The 23378-nt window shown below is 40.2% G+C and carries 15 protein-coding genes; all 15 read right to left on the bottom strand.

The window, feature by feature from the left end:
* Positions 1-10: 10 nt before the first annotated feature.
* A complete protein-coding gene (locus tag ACXZ1K_RS11110; protein ID WP_458969732.1) occupies positions 11-613 on the bottom strand; it encodes an RNA polymerase sigma-70 factor in 603 nt (200 codons plus the stop codon).
* Between the two features lie 44 nt (positions 614-657).
* Complete coding sequence (gene ligD, locus ACXZ1K_RS11105; RefSeq protein WP_458969731.1) at positions 658-3300, bottom strand: DNA ligase D; 2643 nt, start codon at positions 3298-3300, stop codon at positions 658-660.
* Positions 3301-3373: 73 nt separating this feature from the next.
* Positions 3374-6241 (bottom strand): PVC-type heme-binding CxxCH protein, encoded by a 2868-nt coding sequence (locus ACXZ1K_RS11100; protein WP_458969730.1) that lies wholly within the window; start codon positions 6239-6241, stop codon positions 3374-3376.
* 103 nt (positions 6242-6344) lie between these two features.
* Positions 6345-6983 (bottom strand): 3-keto-disaccharide hydrolase, encoded by a 639-nt coding sequence (locus ACXZ1K_RS11095; protein ID WP_458969729.1) that lies wholly within the window; start codon positions 6981-6983, stop codon positions 6345-6347.
* Between the two features lie 85 nt (positions 6984-7068).
* On the bottom strand, positions 7069-7419 hold the full coding sequence (locus ACXZ1K_RS11090; RefSeq protein ID WP_458969728.1) for a hypothetical protein: 351 nt from the start codon (positions 7417-7419) through the stop codon (positions 7069-7071).
* A 158-nt stretch (positions 7420-7577) separates the two neighbouring features.
* Positions 7578-8729 carry a redoxin domain-containing protein gene (locus ACXZ1K_RS11085; protein ID WP_458969727.1) on the bottom strand — a complete coding sequence of 384 codons (1152 nt, stop codon included), beginning with the start codon at positions 8727-8729 and terminating at the stop codon, positions 7578-7580.
* Positions 8730-8739: 10 nt separating this feature from the next.
* Complete coding sequence (locus ACXZ1K_RS11080; RefSeq protein WP_458969726.1) at positions 8740-10170, bottom strand: PKD-like family lipoprotein; 1431 nt, start codon at positions 10168-10170, stop codon at positions 8740-8742.
* A 10-nt stretch (positions 10171-10180) separates the two neighbouring features.
* On the bottom strand, positions 10181-11035 hold the full coding sequence (locus ACXZ1K_RS11075) for a DUF4843 domain-containing protein (RefSeq protein WP_458969725.1): 855 nt from the start codon (positions 11033-11035) through the stop codon (positions 10181-10183).
* A gap of 13 nt (positions 11036-11048) precedes the next feature.
* Positions 11049-12539, bottom strand: coding sequence for a RagB/SusD family nutrient uptake outer membrane protein (locus ACXZ1K_RS11070; RefSeq protein WP_458969724.1), 1491 nt, complete (start codon positions 12537-12539; stop codon positions 11049-11051).
* Positions 12540-12550: 11 nt separating this feature from the next.
* Positions 12551-15931: a SusC/RagA family TonB-linked outer membrane protein gene (locus tag ACXZ1K_RS11065; RefSeq protein ID WP_458969723.1), complete on the bottom strand. Its 3381-nt coding sequence runs from the start codon at positions 15929-15931 to the stop codon at positions 12551-12553.
* A 291-nt stretch (positions 15932-16222) separates the two neighbouring features.
* The gene (locus tag ACXZ1K_RS11060) at positions 16223-17383 is read right to left on the bottom strand and encodes a FecR family protein (protein WP_458969722.1); all 1161 of its coding nucleotides are present in this window, start codon (positions 17381-17383) and stop codon (positions 16223-16225) included.
* Between the two features lie 83 nt (positions 17384-17466).
* Entirely contained in the window at positions 17467-18036 is a 570-nt protein-coding gene (locus ACXZ1K_RS11055; RefSeq protein ID WP_458969721.1) for an RNA polymerase sigma factor, read from the bottom strand.
* A 78-nt stretch (positions 18037-18114) separates the two neighbouring features.
* On the bottom strand, positions 18115-18807 hold the full coding sequence (locus ACXZ1K_RS11050) for a DUF6266 family protein (protein ID WP_458969720.1): 693 nt from the start codon (positions 18805-18807) through the stop codon (positions 18115-18117).
* A 2-nt stretch (positions 18808-18809) separates the two neighbouring features.
* Positions 18810-19457 (bottom strand): DUF6266 family protein, encoded by a 648-nt coding sequence (locus tag ACXZ1K_RS11045; protein ID WP_458969719.1) that lies wholly within the window; start codon positions 19455-19457, stop codon positions 18810-18812.
* A gap of 560 nt (positions 19458-20017) precedes the next feature.
* Positions 20018-23209, bottom strand: a complete 3192-nt coding sequence (locus ACXZ1K_RS11040) for a TonB-dependent receptor (RefSeq protein WP_458969718.1) — start codon at positions 23207-23209, stop codon at positions 20018-20020.
* Positions 23210-23378: the final 169 nt, after the last annotated feature.

The following is a 23378-nucleotide window of genomic DNA, read 5'->3' as shown; positions in this document are numbered from 1 at the left end:
AAATATTTTTTCAATTGACAAATTTATCTGATAACATGATGGCCAGTAAAGCGAAACTTTGAAGGGAAAGTCGCTCTTTCAAAATCGAGATTCCTTTACTTTTCTGGTTGTAAACAGTGCTGACAGTGATACCCAATTCAGTCGCAACCTCTTGTGGCTTAAGCCCTTCCTGAAATAGCAGTTTCATCACTGCAGCACATTGTTCGGGCAATTCGTCTAAAGCAATACTGATCTCTCTTAGAGATTCTGAATAAATGATTTCGTTAAGTACAAAATCTTCCGTTTCGCCATAAACACGTAAAAGCTCCCGTTGGTGACTTCCCTTATTCTTTTCCTTTTCCAAATAGTTAAGGGACGCGTTTTTACAACTGATGTATAGAAATGCTTTGATTGCAGGAAGATCGACAAAATCAGCATGCTTGTGCCAAAGCTTAAAAAAAACCTCCTGCACTATGTCTTCCGCATGGTCAGCATCAGCAGTTATATTCCTGGTAAAAAAACAGAGCGCATTATAGAATTTTTCAAACAAATGAGAGAACGCTTCCCTATTGCCTTCTTTAAAAGCAATAATTAGTGCAGTGTCATCCCATATTTTTCGTCCGACTATATCCATTATTTAAATTTGGTAAGAAACGCCAAAATACTGATTTAACGGCTTTAACCAAACGTTGACTGCGCTTTTTTTATTGTCTTTTCTAAATCAATTCCTTTTCCAAGCACACCCTTAAACAAATCGCCTTCGCTCTTTACTCGGTCAACTGCATTCAAAATTGTAAAATCTTTCATAGTCAATCCCTTTTTAACCTCTTCCCAATGCAAAGGCATAGAAACGGTTGCACCCGGCTTTGGCCGCAAAGAATACGGACCCGCTATAGTAGCTCCGGGCCTGTTTTGCAAGAAATCCAGGTACATTTTACCTTTTCTATTAGCAATCATTCTTTCCAAACTGGTAAACTTAGGAATTTGCTTATGCACAATATCTACTATAATTCGTGCGAATAACTGACTTTGATCATAATCGTATTTTGCACCCAAAGGCACATAAATGTGCATGCCTGTTGAACCTGACGTTTTGCAGAATGATGGAACGCCAATGCTGTCCAAAACTTCCTTAACTACATTTGCAGCCTCAATAACCTGGTCAAAAGTATTTTTATCCGGATCCAAATCGATTACGCAATAATCAGGATTATCGGGTGTCTCTGCCCTGCTAAACCAGGGATTCATTTCAATGCAGCCCAAACTGGCCATCCAAAGCAGTGTCGCTTCATCGTCTCCTAAAAGGTATTCCTTAGCCTCACCGTCACCGGTGCTATATGGAAAAGTCGCCGCCCAGTCGGGTGCCGTATCTTTCACATTCTTCTGATAAAAACTCTTGGAATGAATACCGCCAGGATAGCGGTTTAAAGACATCGGCCGGTCTTTTAAATAAGGTAAAATATAATCTGCTATTTGATAATAATAGTTGAACATATCTCTTTTACTGATGCCGTCCTCCGGCCAATAAAGCTTGCTCAAGTGGGTAAATTTCAATTCATGCCCGTTCACTTTCTTTACTTGGGTTTCCTCTTTTGGATTGAGCAACGTCTTTTTTTGCTTACCCTTGGGCGGCGTTACAACATCTTCATGGACAGGTGATCCCTTATCCGCTGTCGCTTCTAATTCCTCTACCAATTTATCTGTCGGCTCCGCTTTTTCTCTAACAACGTCTTTCGCCTTCTTATCAATTCGCATTCCTTGAAACGATGGGTGCCTAAATACTCCATCACTGGTTATTTCAGAAAACGCTACTTCACAAACCAATTTAGGTTTTAACCAGGTAACTTTCGCGTTCGGTGGATTTGGCCTGAAGCGAGAAGGTTTATTCACATCCGGAATCTGATCAAAGGGACTTTCTTTGGTCGTTAACGCCTTGAATTCTTCCATCATTTCCTTTTGTTGCTTTACCGAAAAGCCCGTTCCTACCTTTCCAACATAGATTAGCGCATCATCTTCATAAACTGCTAACAGCAGGGAGCTAAAAGGTTTTGAAGTATCTTCATTTCTTGTATAACCGGCAATGATGACTTCCTGCCTTTTATGAACTTTCACTTTCAGCCATTCTTTAGACCGGTAATTGGCACTGTAGGTACTGTCTATTTTTTTGGCAATAATACCCTCCAAACCCATTTTCTCAGCAGCCTGATAAAATTCGATTCCGTTAGCCTTAAATACTTTACTTAGTCGTATACTGTCATTCTCAACGGGAAGCACCTTTTCCAAAATGGCCTGTCGCTCATTTAGGGGCAAGTCTTTTAAATCTTTACCATCGTACCACATGATGTCAAAAACGTAGAAAACCAAATCTCCATCCGCCTCACTACGCCAGTTCTGCAAATCGCCAAAATTGGAAATACCCTTTTCATTTAACACCAGTATTTCGCCATCAAGGACTGCGTTTATTTTAAACTCCTTTAAAAGATCATAAATGGGATAAAACTTTTCGTTGAAGCTTTTATTGTTCCTGGAGAGTAGTTCAACATCTCCCTGGTTTAAAAATGCCAGGGCGCGGTATCCATCCCATTTCACTTCATAAACCCAGTCCGGATCATGAAAAGGTTCATCCACTAAAGTGGCGAGCATAGGTTTCATACCCGTCGGCATTTTATCTTTTTTACCCCCTTTCGCGGGTGGAGCTGCTGCTCTTGCCTCATCCGTCTTAGAGCTGTGCCAAACATTATCGCTACTTTTTTCTACCTGCGCAAGTGTTTTATTTGATAAAACTGATTTCTCTGCTTTGGTGATGTCCTTGACAGAGGCAAACTCGTCTTTATGTTTTATTAACAACCAGCCGTTCTCACCCATTCCATGAGTTTTCACTAAAGCAAATTCACCCTCTAGTTTTTTACCATGGAGTTTAATTTTTAATGAGCCTGCTTCAAGTTGTTTAAGCAGGTGTTTTTCCTGGGCTTTTTTTCCTTTAATCTCTTCAATTGGCTCATATGTTCCTTCATCCCATACGATAACCGTACCTCCCCCATACTCTCCCTGTGGAATGATGCCTTCAAAACTCCGGTAATCGAATGGATGATCCTCTACCATCATTGCCAGCCGCTTGGTTTTAGGATCAGTGGACGGACCTTTCGGTACCGCCCAACTTTTTAAAACCCCTTCCATCTCTAATCTGAAATCATAGTGCAGGCGCGTGGCATCGTGCTTTTGTATTACAAACAGCAGTTTGTTCTTGTCCTTACTCTTGCCTGCTTTTGGTTCAGCAGTTTTATTAAAGTCGCGTTTCTCATTGTATTTATGAAGTCCCATAACCAATCACCTTAGGTATTAGCTACAACACTTTTTAAAAATTAATGTTTCAAAACGCCCACACGGTAAAGAATTAACGCATTCCTCCGTGCATATTGTGGTCCATATGCCCTTCCGCAGCTGGTTTACCATTCTTTTTATCAAAGTCCAATAAGGCCTTTTTTGATTCAGGAGAATTCATCGCACCTATCCTTCTTTTGGTAAATGGCAATATGTTCGCTTCTTTAGCTTTGTTGGCCAACTCTAAAGCTTTAGGCACATCCAGCGGCACGGCAGGCTCTAAAGCATACCAAAGCATCAATGGCAAGTTATGGTCATCCTTATCTTCAGCATGTTGCACCAAACCTTCTAGTGTAGCCCAGCGTTTCGCAGGCTCTACACGTTGTAAAGCAGAGGCTAAATAAAGCCTTACTAAAGGTGATGAATCTGAAACTGCCAATTCTGCAAAGCGCTTCAATGCTGCGTCCGAAACATTTTTATCTTCGGCAATCAGCTGGATGCCCCAGCTTCTGATGTATTCGCTTTCGTTGTTCAACAAATCAAGCAAATCCTTTTCTTCCAAACCTTTAGTCACATGCAATGCCCATAGTGCCCGCAGTTTCCTGGTTACATCAGGGTTGTTTGTCAGTATTTCCTTTAGCATCTTATGCACTTTTTTGTTTGGTCCGCGTTCCTGAAGAATTTGACGCGCCTGGCGAACATACCATTCGTTTTTTGTAAGCTGGTAATTCACCAATTCTTTATCAGTAGCCTTGTAAAGATCTACTTTTACCCATTTATCGGTTTCGTGACTGATTTTAAAAATTCTGCCCATCGTCTTTTGGTGAACATCCGGATTAGGACTATGACATTGATTCTTATCATACCAGTCAATCGCGAATACTGATCCGCTTTGGTCATATTTAAAATTAAGCCACTGCGACCAGGTATCATTTGTCAGCAAGAAATCTTCTCCATGACTTACAGAATAGCCAGAGCCTTTGCGGTTTGGAATATCGACATTTACGCGGCTGCCATGAATATTGTTCATAAAAATGGTATTTCTGTATTGCGCAGGCCAGTTTTCACTACCCAGGTAAATCATAGCACCAGCATGAGCATGACCACCACCTTTTGACGCCGAACGGAAATTGCCGGCATGCGGACCCCTATCTCCAATCCAATGTACGTGATCACCAGATTCTTTGATATCATCATAAGTGTAAGGATTAAAGTGGTTACCCGCCTGGCGTAAGAAACGCCCTCCCTGAACAATGTGGAACATGTGCGGGATTACGCAAACAGTAACAAAGGGATGTCCATAATCATTAAAATCAATACCCCATGGATTACTCGTACCTTCCGCAAACAATTCAAATTTCTTAGTAGTCGGATGATAGCGCCATACCCCTGCATTTAAACGAACACGTTGCTCGTTAGGAGCACCCGGAGCGCCTACGTTAGATTGAGTAAATACACCATGCGTGCCATATAACCACCCGTCTGGACCCCACCTTAAATTGTTAAGAATCTCGTGCGTATCGTCATAGCCCCACCCGTCCAGTACAATCTGAGGCGGACCAGTAGGTTTATCAGTTTTCATATCAACAGGAATAAACAGCAAGTTAGGTGCAGCGCCAAGCCAAACACCGCCCATTCCAATTTCAATTCCACTAACCAAATTCAAACCTTCCATGAAAACAGTTCTTTTATCTAGCGTACCATCTCCATTTGTATCTTCCAGTATCAAAATTCGATCTTTACCTTGTCCTTCCGGAGCCCTTACCGGATAGGTATGCGCTTCCACTACCCATAATCGGCCCCGGGCATCAATAGTAAAACTAATCGGACGTACCACATCAGGTTCGGCAGCTGCCAGTTTAACGGTAAAGCCAGGCTTAGGGCTCATCGCCTCTGCAGCTTTTTGTGGCGATAAACCAGCATTGATTACTGGATCAAGCGGTGGCAAAATAATGATGTCTTCTTTTTTTAGTTCATTCGGAAAATTAGGTTTCACTGGGTAAAACAAGAAATCATCAAAGTTGATATGTCCCCATACGTCATCACCAATGTACGGAATCTGGGAAATTCCGGTCTCACTATCCACCAAACGGATATAGATCTCTTTATTCAACTGGGCTCTCAAATCAACAATTACAGGCTGCAAAGTAGCACGACCAGCACCGGTAATTTGGAAGATCACATTATTGTTATCTGCCTCAACCAATTCCACTCGTGTATCCTGAAGGGCTCCGCCAGAGACCTTAAAAGATGCATACGGTTGTGTAACTGTAAAAGGCACAGATGTCAATGTACCAGTTCTCTTATAGTTTTTAGTACCACCACTGCTTACAAAATACTTGCCTGCAATGCCTGTATTCATATCTTTTTCATACACCGTAGTTTGATCGGTGGTTACCAATGGGTTGCTAAAAGCATCGCCTGTAGCAGTCCAGTCTTCCAAAGTTCCTTTTTCGAAATTAAGGTTGAGTACCTTATTGCCCTTTTTAGGAACAATCCCGGCTATCGCTACATCTTTCTTAATAGCGCCTTCCACCACTTCTATCTTCCCTACCATTCCGGCGGCACGGTGCCCTGGAATGCTACAATAATAAATTTCATTTTTATCTGCACGGAAAACAACACTCGAGGTATCGCCTTTCTGCACCAGGGTTTTGCTTTTGATAGCTGCCTTTTCTAACGCAATATCATGAGTCATCAACTCACCATTCACAATTTTTATGCGAACAAGTTCACCTTTGCTCACTTTTAAAGTCGGATTACGTTTTCCCTCCGGACTCATATAGCCCAGCATCGTCGTCTCCAGTGTGTACTCACGGTCGTATTTAATTTCATCCTTTGCCTGATGCAGAACGTGGTGCTGTATGTCTTTGAAGGCAAAGCTTAAAGTAACAATGAAGAGCGCAAAGGGAAGGGTAAAAAGTAACCGTTTCAAGTTCATATTATATTTGGTTTTATTTGTGCAATAACGAAATTAATCATTTTACACATTCAAGAGTAGCATAATTGTATCAAATACCGATACAATTATATCTTTAAATTGACTATTTATTGGGATAAAGCATCATATTTTTGTAGGATATTTCTGTCTTTCCACCGCCGTGGAGCTGAAATGCAATAAGTCCAGATTGTGGTATGGATTGGTCTTCTTCTGTGTAATCAACGGTTTGGGTACCATTTAAGAAGATTTGAATTCTACGGCCCTGGGTTCTAATCTCATAATCGTTCCATTCCCCTCTTTTTAAAAGTTGTTTCACCAACTCTGGATCGGCAGTAATGAGTAATTTGTCTCTGCGCGACTCATCGTATAACGATGCCCAGAAACCATCTCCAATATCAGCCTGATAACCTTTCATCTCAAAATCCGGATTAGCGATGCGCTCGCTGTGGAACTGTACACCTCCATTCACAAAACCTTCAGTGCCGGTTAGTTTAAATTTAAGCTTCAATATGTAGTTTGAATATTTTGATGTAGTGGAAATAAATTCATTATGAGGTACCATATAATCCAGTCGGCCACCTACAATTGCGCCATTTTCAATCCGCCAGGACTTGGCAGTGTCTCCCTGCCAGCCATTAAATGTTTTTCCATCAAATAGTTTGATCTTCTTTTTTACATCCTGAGCCTTTAAAAACGGGCTCTGTGCCAGCAAAATCGCCAGGCATAAGCATAAAATCTTCATTGCAAAATCTAGTTAATATTCGGTTAACAATCATCCAGTACGTAAACAAAGTTCAAGATAATTGTATTTTCCTTAAATAAGAACTTTAACTCAACTCGTGACTATACTCTACCTTACTAATCCAGAAAAATACAGTTTCAATCCTGGCAGTCATCCTGAATGTTTCAGTAGCATTGGCTGTTGAAATATATAGGAAAATGTAAATGGAATTCATAACAGATCCGTTTGTAGAAATTGGACGAATAGATAGGGCTTCTTCCTGGAAATCGCCAATAGTAAAAAACCCGGCAAAGCCGAAATCTTTGAGTACGTACTTCGTTTTCTGCAGCGCAGGGAGTATAAAATACTTCATTGCCTGACTTACAATAAACTTATAGAACAAAACGCTTAACCCAAAAAGTAAGGTAATGATACCTCCAAATATGACTATTCCCATAATTTAACCTCTATGTGCTAGTGGTGATTTATACAATGTACTGGTTTTATCGCACAATTGTTTTAATTCATTTTACAATTAGTAATTAATGACGGTTTATAGATTAAAAAAAACGGGCCATTTTATTGGCCCGTTGTTCAAAAATCCGTTAACTAAGCCTAATTCACGAACAGTTCCTGAAGCTTTTTATTTAGTTTCTCTCCCATTAAATGAGCGGCAATGATCTTGCCATCAGGACTAATTAAAAAGTTAGCTGGCACTCCTGAAATGCCGTAAACCTTACGCACATCAGTTTCCCAACCTTTTAAATCTGACACTTGAGTCCAGGTATAACCATCTTTCTTGATCGCCTCTAACCATTTGGCTCTGTCACTATCCACAGAAACACCCAGTATTTCAAAGCCCTTATCTTTGTAAGCTGCATATTGTTTTAATAAGTTCGGCCCTTCAGCACGACATGGCGAGCACCAGCTTGCCCAGAACTCTACCAATACATATTTACCTTTGTAGTCTGAAAGAGAAACAGATTTGCCATCTACATCTTTTTGCGTGAAGTTAGGAGCTACAGCACCTGTTGCGGTGATGGTATTCGCACTCAGCATTTTATAAAGGCTTTGGCCTTCGTAAGATAACCTAAGCCCCTCACTCATCGCATTAAACAATGGATTAATTTCAGCGACTTTAGAAGCCTGACCACCAAATGCTTCAGATAAACCCTGCAAAGCAAAATAAGAATTGGGATTATTCTTGGCGAAAGTGAGTATTTTTTCTCTTCTGGACGCTTGCATCCCCCTTACCGTTTTATCGAGTGCCTTAAAGAATAAGGTATCTTTTTGCTGTTCAGGAGTTGCTCTTTGTAGAGCCACATTTGCATTGTGATGAATGGTCATCACCGGCGGACCAACAGCCTTGGTAAATGCTACCAGTTCGTTATAAACTTTTGATCCTGTCCATTTCGCATTGTAAAGAGAATCAGCAGAATTGATGCTGATGTTTTCCCTGCCAAAGCTTGGATAAATTACGTCTCCTGTTCCTTTGCTGTAGATTTCTTTGTCGCGAATTCCATCCCTGGACAAGGTCATCCTTGATGATGCGTAATCACCATCAAGCTTGCCGCTAAATTTGAATGTACCATTAACCAGTTCGCAAGAATCAGTTGCGCCAACACCGTTGGAACTATAGTCCAGGTAAATCTTTGCAGGTTTGTTTAAGCTGCCAATCTTGCCAGTCATGGTAAAGTTAGGGGCGGGTTTCTGTGCTGCAACCACGAATGGCAAGAAAACAGCTATTACTATAAATTTATATTTCATGTGATTTGTCTTAATTAGTTCTTATGAGTACATCGACAGGACCTCCTGGAATGCCGTTGATGGTTTTGCTATCTATGATGGTTCCGTTCTTACCTACTGTAACATCAACGGAATACAGCGATCCTTGAACACCCACAGTTAGGGTATTGTCGTCAGCACTGATCTTCATCATGGTGATTTTCTTACCGTTAAAATTGGCATCCAGCGCCCTTACCTCTTGGTTAATTGGATTGTACCGGTAAATCTTGTCGTTCGATGAAAAATAGAATACATTAATCGAATTCCTTAACCATTTCGAATCGGCCATCACCAAAGCAGAACCGGTAAACAACCGTTTAGATTGCGGTACAATTCCCCTCGGAATGCTGTTAAACTGTATGGTGAATTGATATTCATAGGTTCCTGTTTCATCTCTGAAGAAAGCATAAGTAGTTTGCCCGTTAACAGCTTTCATATAAACCAGATTGCTCATACCAATATTCTTAGGATCAAAAGGCAAAACGGCTGAGGTATAATTTGTACCGAAATATGTGCCCCCACCATCAAATCCAACAAAGCCCTTAGTCTTGGTATCAAATCCAAAAATATAACCGCCTTCTTTACTAAAATAAGGCGATAGCGAGTAATCTCCTAGAAATTCATTTGCATATTTTCCGTAATCAGGTGCAAACGGAGCGGTAGTATACACACCGGAATAAAACTTACCGTTAATCACCCCACGCGATAAGGTACCCATATCGGTCTCCAGGTATCCTGGAACGATAACGGGCGGCGGCAGGAAAAACTGCGATTTAAAATCATCTTTACGCAATAACGTACTTGGGTTTACAATTACGCTTCCGGCAACTGGGTCATTACACATGATCCAGTACTCTTCCTTACTCAACAATTGATAAGGTAAAGGTTTCGAATAGTATAACTGCACAGGATTATTGGGTAATGATTTGCCAGGCTGTAAGCTTTCGTAAATATTGGCCAGTATGCTATTATCAGGCTTGGCAAAAGAAAGCTTAGCTTTTCCACCATCATTACTCAAAATTACAGTTCCATTTGAGAATTGGGTGGTACCAGTAATCTTAAACTTGTATTTGTATATCAGTCCGTTTCTTTTATCTGTAACGATTAACGTTGCAGCACGCTCACCAGTTCCAAGGTTAAACAACATTTTAAACGGGTAACCGGTAAAGCTCAATTCACGCAGGTCTTCCAATATAAGGATCCGCCATTCGAAGTTTAGATCCTTTAGCGGATCTGCACCGGCTAAGCTCACTTTTGGTTTAATAATCAGCGAATCGCCAATCAGCGCATTAATGTTTGCATCTTGAATACCTTCTACTATGGGCTCTGATGGGGCTGAGTAGGTGTAATTTCCAAGGTCTTTTTTGCAGGATGCAAAGCAGAATGCCGCCAGAACTAATATATATATAAATCTTAATTTCATGATCTGCTATTTAGTTGATGATAATTTGACCGCCATTCTCATTGATAAAGAAATAGCTGTTCACTTGAGGAAAATACTTCAGCTGGATTTTAACAAGCGGTGCTGATGCTTGGTAAAAATCATAATCCTGGCTGCCATCAGTTCTTTTGGTAAGCACATATCCTTTGTCAGGATTTCTGGCTACCCAGGTAAACGGATCCTTCACAAAGTTCTTGGCATTCTCTATATAATATAACGTTCTTGGTATCCCAAGGTAACCATTAGGTGCTGCTGGATTTGTCAAATCCTGACCGCCAGATATTAAAAATAGCTTATGCGTAGTTCTGCTGTATGGCCCTAAATTTCCTTGCCAGTACATCCACCAGGACGGCTGCTCCAATCTGTTAGAAAACAGGAAACTTTTCGTTCTCACGATTACAGGAAGATCACCTTTAAAATCTCCGCCTTCTCCTATTCTAAGCGTAACTTTCTTCGTTAGATTAGCCAGTTCAGGATCTGTATTTTTAATGATAAAAGGTACACGTACCTTACCAGAATCTGCAGGCATTACATAAGAAGGCTTCAGTGCCTCATAATGCGTGCCCACCTTACCGGTCGTTGCCGAATCCACTACGGTAATGACAAAACTACGGCTTCTGTTTACACGTTTTCCAGCAATACTTACAGGTATCCATATGGTATCGCTAACCTTGCCCGGACTGGTAGCAAAGGAGTACGTAACCGATGTGGTATCTTTATTTCCCTGAGCATCCAAATAACGGAAATAAATGTTATCGGTCTCGCTATCGTATTGGTAAACATCGTTTTTCTTGCATGCAAACAGCAACACGGCCAGCAAAAAAGTAAATGGAATATATCTTTTCATGATTTCTTCAGTTTTAGTTTCTATAACCTATTTCGTCTATCGGTATAGGCAACACAAAGATCTTGTCGCTCGCAGGATAGATCATCCCATTGGTGTTAATGATATCACGGTTTAGCCTTTTGTTCATATAAAAGATTTGGCTTTCTCCGTAAAACTCTTTACGTGCTTCCTCAACCAGCTTTTTAATAAAATCAGGTTTGGTAATGTTCTTTGGTATGATGGTGCCTATTCCCCTGTGGAACCGTACGCTATCTACTAGAGCTGTTGCTTTTACCGGATCACTGTCAAAGCTCGCCTCGGCAGCGATGTAATACATTTCAGACAGGCGCATTGCGGGAGCAAGTAATGGATGTAGGTTTCTTAAGCCACTACCATTCCATGTATATTTCAGAAAAAGAGAACGACCTGCCGAGGTAGTAGAAGAAACATCACGGAACCATTGTCTGAATCTCCAATCATCTGCACCAACACTCCCTTTTTCATAAATCAAGTCCTTCTGACTAATGGTCGGGGCATAATCTGGCACGTCTCTCCAGAATCGATCTCTCACCAAGTCTTGTGATTTTGGAACGAACCAACCAGTAATAATTTCAGGATAAAATACTTTATCCCTCTGTTCGCTATTTAAATTAAAAAAATCTGCCTGCGCTGTCCATGGAAACTTCTTTGAATCAATTACCTCTTTAGCATTGGCTAAGCTATTGATCTGGTCATTTTTATATAAGTAAACCCTGGCCAGTTCTCCACAAACTGTAAAGTAATTCATCCTGTGCCTGCGGTTCTGTAAAAAAAGTGATCCGCTGCTCGTTTCAGTTGATTTCTTGTTTTCTGGAAATCCAGCAGGATAGGTCTTATCTGCATACCCAACCACGTAAGATGAAGCAAGAATCGGATCAGCAACTTTAAGCAATTGCTTGGCTTCTGTTAAATCTGCAATGATTTTATCAAGTACTTGGCTTACTGTGGAAAAAGGTGTACTCTTAATTGTTACTGCCGTAACATAAGGAATCGCAGGTGCACTAGGTTTGCTTGCGTAAGACGGAGCAAACATGCGCAACAAATCAAAATGCAGATAGGCCCTTAAGGTCAGCGCTTCGCCTCTAATAAGCTCGTAGTTCTTGTCAAACAAAATGCCTTTATTCTTTTCCGCAGCATCCAAAATGGTGTTCACATTAGAAATTGTGCTGTAAGCGGCTGCCCAAATTTCATCGTTCCTTTTGATGATATTTGCGTCTGTATAGGTAAGAGATTGCGTTAATCTATTGTCCAAATCGGTGAACTCATAGTTCTGCGCCATAATGTCCAGCTGGCCAAACGTTAAGTTACCTCCATATAACTTTTGTTCCGAAGCTAAATTATACACGCCATTGAGTGCTTCTTTAAATCCTTCCTCGGTTTTAAAAAGATCCTCCTTAGTTACGTCCGATTCGGGCTGTACATCCAGAAATTTCTTACAAGACGAGAAGGTCAGGACGATGATGATGAAATAAATATAATGTTTCATATGTAGTAAGGTTAAAATGAAGCCAATAAAGAAAACGTTGCACTTCTGGCAAATGGAGAGTTAATACCCCTTTCAATCTGTATAGTTGAAGACCTGAACAAATCATTAGCGGTAATGGACGCCCTTATATTCTGGAAACCCATGCGACGAACCAATTCACGTTTTAAATCATAAGAAAGATTTACAGATTGCAAATCAATCAAGCTTTCGCTCTGCACAAATCTTGAACTTGCCCTGGTTGGTGTTAGATCTTTGATGTTTTTGTACAAAGCATTATCTCCAGGTTGCGACCAACGTAAGGTCATCGCTCTTCTGTCAACATTGAACCTTGGGTCTGCATTTTCAATTCGGTCAACCAAAGTTTGGTTATAGATATCTGCGTTCAGGCGGTACCAGAAATTCACGTTTAATGTGAAGCCCTTATAATTAATTGTGGTACCGATATTACCCTCAGCCAAAGCTTCCGTATTTCCAATAGGCTGTTGGTCCCTGATGTCATAATCGTAAGTTAAAGAGCCATCTAATTTTTGAAAGATTTCTTTACCATTCTCAGGGTCAATACCCATAGATTTTACGCCATATAAGGTGTTAATAGACTGACCTTCGTTATAACGTAACAGTGGCGTAGCATACAAATTGTTGCTTAAATTATTTTGAATGTTGTCAATCTGACTGTTAAATGCTTTTAACGAATTGGAGATCTTTACAATCGTGTTTCTGTTCTGAGCAATGTTACCTGTAATATTGATATACCTGTCAGGCCTGGTGTACAGATTAGCCCTTAAGTAAACCTCATAACCTTTATTACTCATATCTCCCAGGTTCTCTTTGTAAGTCGTGAAACCTGTGGATGGGGCAAGATTGATATCAGTAATTAGTCCTTGTGTTAACTTGTAATAATAACGGGGAGAAACCACAAAACGATCCTTCAAGAAGCCTATATCAGCACCTACATCATAGGTTCTGGTTTTCTGCCATTGCAAGTTGCTATTTCCATAATTCTGTGTTGCAGCACCAATACCCGTTGAGTACCAGTTGTCGTTATAGTAATTGTAGATGGAGCGGGACATATATGGCGGGAAACCAATGGAACCCAGAATACCCGTACTTGCTTTTAAACGAACCTGACTAATTACCTTACTATCTTTCAGGAATTCCTCGTTATGCAAGTTCCATCCTAAACCGATAGACCAGAAAGGTGCAAACCGGCTATCAGATCCAAAAGCGGATGAACCGTCTAACCTAAATGTAGCATCCAATAAGTATTTGTTCTGAAAGGCGTAGTTACCTGAAAAGAAAGCGCCCAGCGTTCTGCTGATCAAGACATTACCATCAGGTGATGAATTCTCTTTATAAATACGCGCAAAGCCAACATTGGTAAATTTGTCGTTAGAAAAGCCTTGAGCAGAAAATCCTTTGTAGTCGGACTTTGATGATAGTATATTAGAACCCAACACCATATTGATGGAGTGCTCATTTAGCTGCTTGAAATAGCTGAGTGAGAAAGTTCCATCTAATTTAAGGGTATTAGTAGTGTTGGCATCATAACGACCCCTCTTATTCAAATCATTGGTAGAAGTGCCATAAAATTCATTACTATAAGGTGACACAAAATTATCTGATTTAGCCATTGTGTTGTTCAAACTTACCAATGCCCGTAAGCGCAAACTCTCTAATATCTTGTAATCTACAGACAACGCATCTATCATCTCAAAATAAGAGTCCTTGCTAAAATTGCTCAAGCTGGCTTCGTATAATGGATTAAAAACATACCTATCTTGATACTGGTCTGGTCCATTCACAAAAGTGTCCACCCGCCAGTTGGCCAGTTCTTGTATCGTTCTGCCTAAACTATCAGTTATTGGATAGTATGGATTCATGTAAGCATAGTTAGAAAAGCTTCCATAATTTGAATTCACACCATTGGTTTGATTTACAGAAAGATCATTCCTGATCAATAGTCTTGAAGAAGGGTTGTAATTAAAATTCATACCTCCACTAAATCTATCTCTCGTAGCACCTTTCATTACACCTGGCATGGTTTGATAACGCAAATCAACACCATAGCGGAAACTTTGGTCTCCTCCCTGAGCACTTAATGAATGTTTCTGACCATAGGTGTTACGCAAAGGCTGAGACAACCAATACGTGTTAACCCCACTGGCTACATTTTTAAGCCTGGTAAAAAGCTGTGCATCCAAATTATCTTGTGTATCGCCACCAACTCCAGGGGTTAAATTTGTGAATAGACCTGCTTGTTGCTCATACGCTACTTTATCCTTTGCATTCAATACATGATATCCCGAAAGATCTGGTGCAGTAACCTGAAGCTCGGCATTATAATAAACTTGAAGCTTTCCTGCAACTGGAGCCTTAGTGGTAATAACCATTACACCGTTGGCAGCACGCGATCCGTATACAGCAGTAGCTGCAGCATCCTTTAACAGGGTAACAGATTCAATTCTGTTGATGTCCAAATCTACCACCTTCTGCAAGCTCACCTCAAATCCATCCAATATAAAAGCAGGTAGATTAAACTGCGCAGAAAGATTTTCTCTATTTACCAAATCATCAGCACTGGTAGGAATTGACGGTAAGGCAGTTGCCCCACGCACATTGATCCTCGGCATAGCATTTGGATCAGAACCTGCAAGGTTGTTGTCCAGCAAACGGAAAGACGGATCGAAACTTTGTACTGCTTTTAGCAAATTCTGTGGATTGGATCTTTTCAAATCTTCCCCTTTAATCGTTATCGCACTACCAGTATAACTATCTTTTTTAATCACCTGGTAACCAGTTACCACCACATTGTCAATGGTGTTTACCTGGTCTTCCATAGTAATGGTTAGCGGCTTACCATTGGTTACTTTTATTTCTACCTCCTTGTAACCTACATATGTAAAAACAAGAATATCTCCGGGTTGTGCGTTCACTTTAAATTCACCCTTCTCGTTTGTTTGCCCCAAAAACGATTTACTGTTTTTAAAGGAAATGTTTACGCCGGGCATTCCTTGCATGGTAGTTTTATCAATTACCTTTCCGGTTAGTTCAATTCGGTTCTTAGCAATCTGCGCAACAGCGGCACCAACCAGGTCTTCATGGTCTTTCATGATCACTATGGTGCGGTCTACAATTTTGTAAGTTAAGTTCTGGGCATCTAAACAAGCTTTTAAAGCCTCTTCCAGAGGGGCAGCACGCAAGTTTACATTGAGGAACTGGTTGCGGGCATCTACCTTATCACTGTAAAAAAAGATATACCCGGTTTGTTTCTTAATGTCGTTAAAAACGGTTTCCAACGTCGTATTCTTACGGGAAATGGTCACGTTCTGTGAATAAACCGCAGCCGTAAGGTGCATGGTTCCTGCAAGTAGCAGTATAGCAGTTAATTTCATCACTACTAAAGTTTTATACTTCACAAGCCGAATATTGCACGCGACCTTGTAAAGAAAAGTTAATTTCATACTTTTGGATTGAATAAGGTTAAAAAATGGCAGACCGTTGCTGGTACTCCGGGCCTGCTTTCCTGTTTAAGCCGAAAGAGGTGAGATACTTTCGGCTTCTTCTTTTAAGAAAAATGCGCTTTAAGGTTGCTGTAGCTGTATTGTCATGTGGTTTGGTTTAGGTGGTTAATATTTCGGTTATTTAGTTGTTATTCTTTTTGCTAAACTGTTGTGTTTAAACTATTATTCTTTGTAGGAAACCGTAATGGTCCTCCCATTTAATTCACAGTGTACATTGTTTAATTCCAGAATGTTCAGTACCGAAGAAAGTTTGCTGGTACGGAAGAGATCGCCGGAAAATTCCAGACCGGACACGTTGCCTTCATACTTCACATCAACATCATACCATCGCGCAATTTGGCGCATTACCGATTTGATGTCGTCATTCTCGAAATTGAACAAACCATTTTTCCAGGCTATGTATTTCTCTACTTCTACATCACGTTTAACAAACTGCCGACCTGGCACCGCAAGTAACTGCTGACCAGGCTTTAAAAATTCAGTTCTGGTATCCTGAGAAACTTTTACAGAACCTTCAATAAGTGTAGTCCTGATACCGGCTTCATCTTTATAGGCATTGATATTAAAGTGGGTACCTAGTACTTCCACTGTATGATCGCCAGATAATACCCTAAATGGTCGGCCAGGTTGTTTGGCAACCTCGAAATAAGCTTCTCCCTGTAACGAAAGCACCCGTTCATTGCTTTTAAATTGAGTTGGAAAACTCAAGGTAGACGAAGCATTAAGTTGAACTCTGCTTCCATCAGGAAGCAAAACGGCGTATTGTCCGCCCGAAGGTGTGGTAATGGTATTGATTAAATTACTTTCCTCATCACCATGCTGATCAGAAACCTGATAAGTAATCAAACCATCAGCAGTTTTAACTATAGATACACCAGATTGGATCGCGATCCTCCCGGTATTTGAAGTGTTCAGTAATATTTTCTTTCCGTTGGCCAATGTTAGTATAGCATTGTTACCACCTGGCTTGATAAATTTATCTGCATTAGCGATCGCATCAGCATTAGAAGTTTGCTTAGTAAAAATGAATAACGAACCAAACATGACCAACAACACAGCCGCAACACCTGCATATCGAACCCACAATTTAAGCTTTAATGACTTACCTGGACGCTGAAGATATCCAGCTTTTTGCTGAATTCCTGTCCTGATATCATTTTTAAGCACTAAATAATCTTTTTCATTAGCTTCAATTATTAAATCATCGCTATGCTCGTGCAAGTCGTAGAATGATTCAAGGAATTTCTGCTCAGTAGAACTAGCGATACCCCTATTGTACCTATACAAAATTTCGAGAAAGTGTCTTTTTATTTGATTATTCATGTCCCTATATATACAATGAGTCTAAAATTTTGAAATAGCCCACGCCAAATTGATTTATTTTCAAAATAAACGTAAAGAACCGGCTAGCTAGAAAAAATAATAAAGAAAGGAAGCAAATAAAGCGTAGATCTGAGTGTGTTCAATGCTTTACCCAACTGATTGCGTACCGTTTTCGGAGATATTTGCAGCCGATCGGCAATTTCGACACTAGTCAACTCCTCTTCAAACCGCATTTTAAAAATTATACGCTGCTGCTCTGGTAAATTATTGACCAGCTCATTAAAATTTTGTAAAAACTCACGATGTTTGATCGCAGCATCTGCACTGCCAGACTGATCAGGGACTTCCGTTGCAGATTCGTCGGTAAAGGTAATCCGGCTTCCTTTTTCCATCGCTTTGAAAACCGCATTACGGGTAGCAACCAATAAATAAGCACGCAAATTTTGTATAGGAGAGGTTTCTTTCCTGGTCAGCAGTTGTATAAATACGTCCTGCGTGATGTCTTTGGCTTTCTCGACCTCTCCTAACCTTTTAAATGCGGTGTTAAACACCAATTGCCAATGCCTGTCATACAAAGCATCGAAGGCTGATTGATCACCCCCACTAAGCTGCAGCAAAATTGTAGAATCGTCTAAGTCGCTGAAATCCCTCATGCTTTCTCCCTGAGGGCAATATCAGAAATATTTTCCTGCAATTCAATATGGGTATGTAAATTAGCCTATTTAACTTGTCTATATCACCAGGTAAACACTTTCACCCATTTGCTTACCATCAGCGGTACAGCAAAAAAGATAACCATGCAAATTTTGGCCCACCCAATTTTTGGGAACGCTTTCTGAAAAACTAAGCGCTGCGCGCGAAGCCATACACCTGTAATGCATAGAGAGTTTGAGCGTGTCGTTCCAAATCAACAAGGTAACCAAATCTGTTCCCCAATTGTATACGTATTCTGGCGTGGCCAGCCAGCTGCAAGTAAAATTACCATCGGGTGCTAAGTTTATAGAGGGGCAATCCGGACTAAAAATATCTCCTCTGGTTAACACCAAGTTCGGGTAGTTAAGTAAGATATATTTTGGAAAATCCAGCATGACCACCGGTTTCGCATCTTCGTGAGCCTGTACTGTTTTTTCCACTCTGGGCAGTACGGTAAAGGCGTTCTCAAAATTATAGGAAAAAGCTACATTTAGTGGATGTCCTTTCTTTCTATATTTTTTAAAGCCAACGTACACTTCCTCCGCCAGATAACTCAGCATTTCTGTCAATGCCCCTAGTTTAAACTGTTGTTCTTGTTGTTCCGGTGAAAATTTCTTGTTGCCACCTCGCTGCAAACCTGTAATCACATTCATACCGCGGTAACGGCGACCAATTACTGCACCTGTCTTGTTGTAAAAGGTGCCTAACAGTCCGTTTAACTGAATTCCCATGATTACCCGTTTAAAGTTTTAATAAATACGCTGTTAGAAACGCGCTTTCCATCAGCCGAAATGAACGAGATGTAGGTTTCCATACGCTTGTTAAGCATCGGTTGATTGATGTGCAATAGCGCGGTACCAGCTGACCGCAGATTCCCGAACAATGTAAAATACGCTTTGCCCTCCTTGCCCTCTTCCGGCAAAAATGCAAGCAACATTGCCTGATCTGCAGTATCTGGCCAGGTCAAATGTTCATCCACTGCCCAGGTGAATTGCAATCCACCAGGTGTTATGCTTACATCTGGATTATCGGCAACTGCCAAGTCACCAAAGCTTACCTCGGCTTTCGTATAGTCCAGCTCGATATCTGGATATATGCCTTTTAAGGCCTTTGCCTTGTTGATGGAGTTTACCAAAGTATTCACCATTTTGTTTTGCTTCTTTGCTTCAAGTGCGAAGCCCACGTTAATAAAACCTTTAACGACTTTGCTGAAAGCACTGGCCACGCTCATCTGCATGCGACAGGAAAGCTGTGCCACTGTTGGAGGGACTAAATTAATCCCTTTGCTACGCACGATGGGTTTACCCATACGGGTGTAATAGACAAAGTTCCCTACCTTGCCATTTGTGTTGCCATGAAGGCCGTCATTCGAAAATGCCATAATTGATAAAATTTAAATTGTTTACAAAAAGAACCTTAACGCAACATCCATCACGGCGGTCCATACATTATTATTCCTTATAAGAATAAAATTAATTATTTTTTCTGAGACTCCCTTGGTTAAATTTTGTTACAAAATTTATATAATTGCACTTATATCAACCGCTTAACTCCTGTATCCTATATACTAAAATTCCAAAAGGTTGAGGAATGCCTGTGAGAGGACTGCACTCTGAGAACTGCCCGGCATCTTCCGTCAAACACCCAGACAAGTCCGCTATCATCTTCAGGTCTTCTTCAGGTTTGCTACAGGTTCTCGTCAGGTGAGATTCACTAAAACCTGAACATAACCTGAAGAAGACCTGAAGAAGACCTGAACATAACCTGACGCAAACACGGGAGATACACGGGAGTTGTATGGCGGTTGAATGGAGGTTCTAAGAACCCTGCCTTATTCCTTACCGCTTACTGGCCTGAGCTTATTAATCGGTTGGCGCGGAAAAACAAATAAAAAAAAGGTGGCCCTTTTGGGGCCACCTTTTAATATTAATTAGGTATTGACTAGTTGAAGTTGTAACGAACTCCAATTTGTCCTTGCCATCTAGAAGTAAATGATGACACTGAATATGCTTTGTTATTAACAGGTGGAGTGAAATTGTATGTACCACCAGTAGTAGCATTATAATTATACTTAATAATTGTAGACGCTTGATTAGATAAGAAATAAGATCTACCCCAGTCTTTATTGATCAAGTTACCTACGTTAAACACATCAAAAGATAATTGAATATTATTTTTTGAACCCTTAATTACTGCACCTAAAGTCTGCATGATTCTTAAGTCAACTAAGTTTTCCCAAGGCATTCTTGCGCCGTTACGCTCGGTATACTGACCTCTGATTTTGCTCAAGTAAGGATCTGCATTTATAAATGCATCTAAGTTAGCCCACTGTGTTGCAACCGGAATTAAAGGTGTTGGGTTTGTTCCTGTTGTTGCAGGAATATCTGCTAATTTAATTTCAGAAAGGTTACGAGGAACATAAAGTAGATCGTTTCCAGTCGCACCATCCTGATTCAAGTCACCATCATATAAGTATGTAAATGGAGTACCTGATTTACCAGAGTAGAACAACGAAATTGTAGTTCCAGAAGCTTTTTGCTTACCATAGTTAATGGTGTAGTTTAAGCTACCAATAACCCTGTGACGAATATCATAGTTGGAAATAGCCAACGGTGGGTTATTCGGTCCAGTTAAAGTTTGAACGAAGTTGGTGTTTGAAGAAGCAGTACTGCTTGCACCAGAGTTTACGTCCTTAGCCTGACCATAAGTATAAGCTGCAGTAGCATAGAAATTAGATCCAAATGCTTTTTGCAATTGTGCAGTTAATGAGTATGAATCACCTCTACTACTGTTATCTAAATAAAATACATTAGTGAAAGTTGGGTTAACTTTACCAGCTGCTAAAGGATAATTGAACAATGGACGAGTATCGTTACCAGCTGAAAGATTAGGATTAATTCTTCCTACGGCACTCTTTAAATTGATGTTACTGTAAAGGATATTATTGATGGTTTTAGAGTAGATTCCTTCTAACGTTGCCATAATGCCAAGAGGCAGTTTGAAATCGGCAGCAAGATTACTTCTAAACAATTGAGGCATTTTCAGGTTAGGATTAGCTAAGTTAACCTCGTAGGTTGTTCCTACAGTACCACCCGCTGCTTTTTGATTTGCAGGATCAGCAATGAAAGTTCCTGTTCCATTTGTTGCATTGATATTAGCTGTTAGCATACCATTGTTAGAAAACTGGTTAGATAACCAAACATATGGTGCACGACTAGTTAATAACGCAGTACCACCTCTTAATTGGATTGATCTGTCGCCAGTTAAATCCCAGTTAAAACCAACACGAGGAGAAACCTGAATACGTCCGCTAGGAACCTGATCAGTTTTTTGGAACGCGAAAGTTGAAGCAACCAAAGGGTTTGCAGGAGGAGTATCATTAATAAACGGAATGTCTGCTCTTAATCCTGCTACCAATTTGAAACCAGTAAATACGTCAATTTCATCCTGGAAATAAAAACCTAATTGTGCTGCATCAAATCTGGCAGCTGGCCTTGTTTCACCAGGTACAATAGAATAAGTAGAAGCTGCAGTATTCGGTTTTGCATTGTTTGTAAAATCAGCTAACGAATTGTATGCGTAAGCACCTGCGAAGTTATTCATGAACAAGTTTCTAAATTTAAAGAACTCGTTATGTGTACCAATAGTGAACGTATGTTTGTTAGCAAAGATCTTGAAGTTATCAGTAAACTCAAGAACATCCTGATCCAACTCGTTAGCAGTTGAACTCGCTTCTGAACCTAAGAATACAGAGTTACCTGTTGCATTCACGTTATTGATTCTAATTTGAGGAAACAACTGACCTTCATAAGCTCTTGTATCCCTGATTCTAGAATAACCAATGATCAAATTGTTCGATAATCTATCTGAAATTGAACTTCTCAACTCCAATACCGAGTTGTTCTGCTTATCGTTGAAACGATAGAGGTTGCTTCCAAAACGGAATGAAGTACCACTTCTGGACATGTTATCGTCAAATGCCTTTATGTAGTTATGACGTAATGTTAATTGATTTTTTGCATTGATATTCCAATCTAAACGAGCAAATACTTTATCGCTTCTTGTCTGTGTATTGATCGCATCAAATGCTCCAGGGTTGTACTGATATCTGGTTTGTAAAGTATTTACAATAGATTGAGCATCAGCAACTGAAAGGACTGAACCAAGTTCACCAGCGTTAAAGGTAGTTGGTTGCTGAACTCTGCCTAGCTCTCCGTTAACAAAGAAGAACAATTTGTTTTTAATAATTGGTCCACCTAAACGGAAACCATATTGCGTGTTGTAAAATTCTGTTGCTTTCAATCTTGCAGCATCAGGGCTTTTACCTACTGAGTTCTGATTTCTACCGAAGAAATATGCAGAACCTTCAAATTTGTTTGAACCAGAGCGTGTTACTGCATTGATACCAGCACCAGCAAAGTTACCGTTACTTACATCATAAGGTGAAAGCACGATTTGAATCTCCTGGATCGCATCTAGTGATATTGGCTGAGTGTTTGCCTGGCCGCCCGGTGCACCGTTTGCAGCTAAACCAAATACGTCGTTATTTACAGCACCGTCAATAGAGATGTTGTTGTATCTGTTGTTTACACCTGAAAATGATTGACCAGAACCACCATTGATTGATCCACTAGCTTGAGGTGTTAAACGCGTAAAATCATTTAATGAACGAGATAGTGTTGGAAGATTTTGCAATTGCTCCTTACTTACGTTAGTAGAAGGACCAACACGCTTACCGTTGAAGTTAGCATCTTTAGTACCAACAACTTCAACTTCAGTCAACTGATTAGCATTGTCGTTAAGAGTTGTGTTTAATACATATGGCTCACCTAATTTCAGGAAAAGATCTGTTACTTTCTCTCCCTGGTAACCAATGTAGCTAATTTCAATAGTGTAAGGACCACCAACACGCATGTTTACGATGTTGAAACGGCCATCTGCACTTGTAGTGGTGCTATACACAGTTCCTGTTGGAGTGTGGGTAGCTTTAACACCCGCGCCTGGTAATACACCTTTGGCGTCTTTTACTGTACCTGTCAATGTTGATGTAGTTACTTGTGCATTTACTGCAGAAATTGAGCCTACAAAAACGAATAACATGACTACAATCTTAAATAGTAGAGATTTATTCATACTTCTTTGTTTTGTTTGTTGTTTTTTTAGTGAATTGATAAAACTTAGTGTAAGTGCCACAAAGGTATAGATTAAATTATATCAGATTTTGGTTTCAATGTTAAATAATTATTAATAATCTCATTTTTTTTCCACAATTCACACGCAAAAGAAACATCTAAGGCTCAGC

The organism is Pedobacter jaeyakensis (assembly GCF_054461315.1).
This window is presented reverse-complemented; position numbering and strand designations above follow the sequence as displayed.

What these genes read in the sequence shown, in the direction of transcription:
- ACXZ1K_RS11040 (WP_458969718.1), bottom strand. Translation starts at nt 23,209, where the DNA reads ATGAATAAATCTCTACTATTTAAGATTGTAGTCATGTTATTCGTTTTT.
- ACXZ1K_RS11070 (WP_458969724.1), bottom strand. Translation starts at nt 12,539, where the DNA reads ATGAAACATTATATTTATTTCATCATCATCGTCCTGACCTTCTCGTCT.
- ACXZ1K_RS11090 (WP_458969728.1), bottom strand. Translation starts at nt 7,419, where the DNA reads ATGGGAATAGTCATATTTGGAGGTATCATTACCTTACTTTTTGGGTTA.
- ACXZ1K_RS11060 (WP_458969722.1), bottom strand. Translation starts at nt 17,383, where the DNA reads ATGAATAATCAAATAAAAAGACACTTTCTCGAAATTTTGTATAGGTAC.
- ACXZ1K_RS11085 (WP_458969727.1), bottom strand. Translation starts at nt 8,729, where the DNA reads ATGAAATATAAATTTATAGTAATAGCTGTTTTCTTGCCATTCGTGGTT.
- ACXZ1K_RS11110 (WP_458969732.1), bottom strand. Translation starts at nt 613, where the DNA reads ATGGATATAGTCGGACGAAAAATATGGGATGACACTGCACTAATTATT.
- ACXZ1K_RS11100 (WP_458969730.1), bottom strand. Translation starts at nt 6,241, where the DNA reads ATGAACTTGAAACGGTTACTTTTTACCCTTCCCTTTGCGCTCTTCATT.
- ACXZ1K_RS11055 (WP_458969721.1), bottom strand. Translation starts at nt 18,036, where the DNA reads ATGAGGGATTTCAGCGACTTAGACGATTCTACAATTTTGCTGCAGCTT.
- ACXZ1K_RS11050 (WP_458969720.1), bottom strand. Translation starts at nt 18,807, where the DNA reads ATGGGAATTCAGTTAAACGGACTGTTAGGCACCTTTTACAACAAGACA.
- ACXZ1K_RS11075 (WP_458969725.1), bottom strand. Translation starts at nt 11,035, where the DNA reads ATGAAAAGATATATTCCATTTACTTTTTTGCTGGCCGTGTTGCTGTTT.
- ACXZ1K_RS11095 (WP_458969729.1), bottom strand. Translation starts at nt 6,983, where the DNA reads ATGAAGATTTTATGCTTATGCCTGGCGATTTTGCTGGCACAGAGCCCG.
- ligD (WP_458969731.1), bottom strand. Translation starts at nt 3,300, where the DNA reads ATGGGACTTCATAAATACAATGAGAAACGCGACTTTAATAAAACTGCT.
- ACXZ1K_RS11065 (WP_458969723.1), bottom strand. Translation starts at nt 15,931, where the DNA reads ATGAAATTAACTGCTATACTGCTACTTGCAGGAACCATGCACCTTACG.
- ACXZ1K_RS11080 (WP_458969726.1), bottom strand. Translation starts at nt 10,170, where the DNA reads ATGAAATTAAGATTTATATATATATTAGTTCTGGCGGCATTCTGCTTT.
- ACXZ1K_RS11045 (WP_458969719.1), bottom strand. Translation starts at nt 19,457, where the DNA reads ATGGCATTTTCGAATGACGGCCTTCATGGCAACACAAATGGCAAGGTA.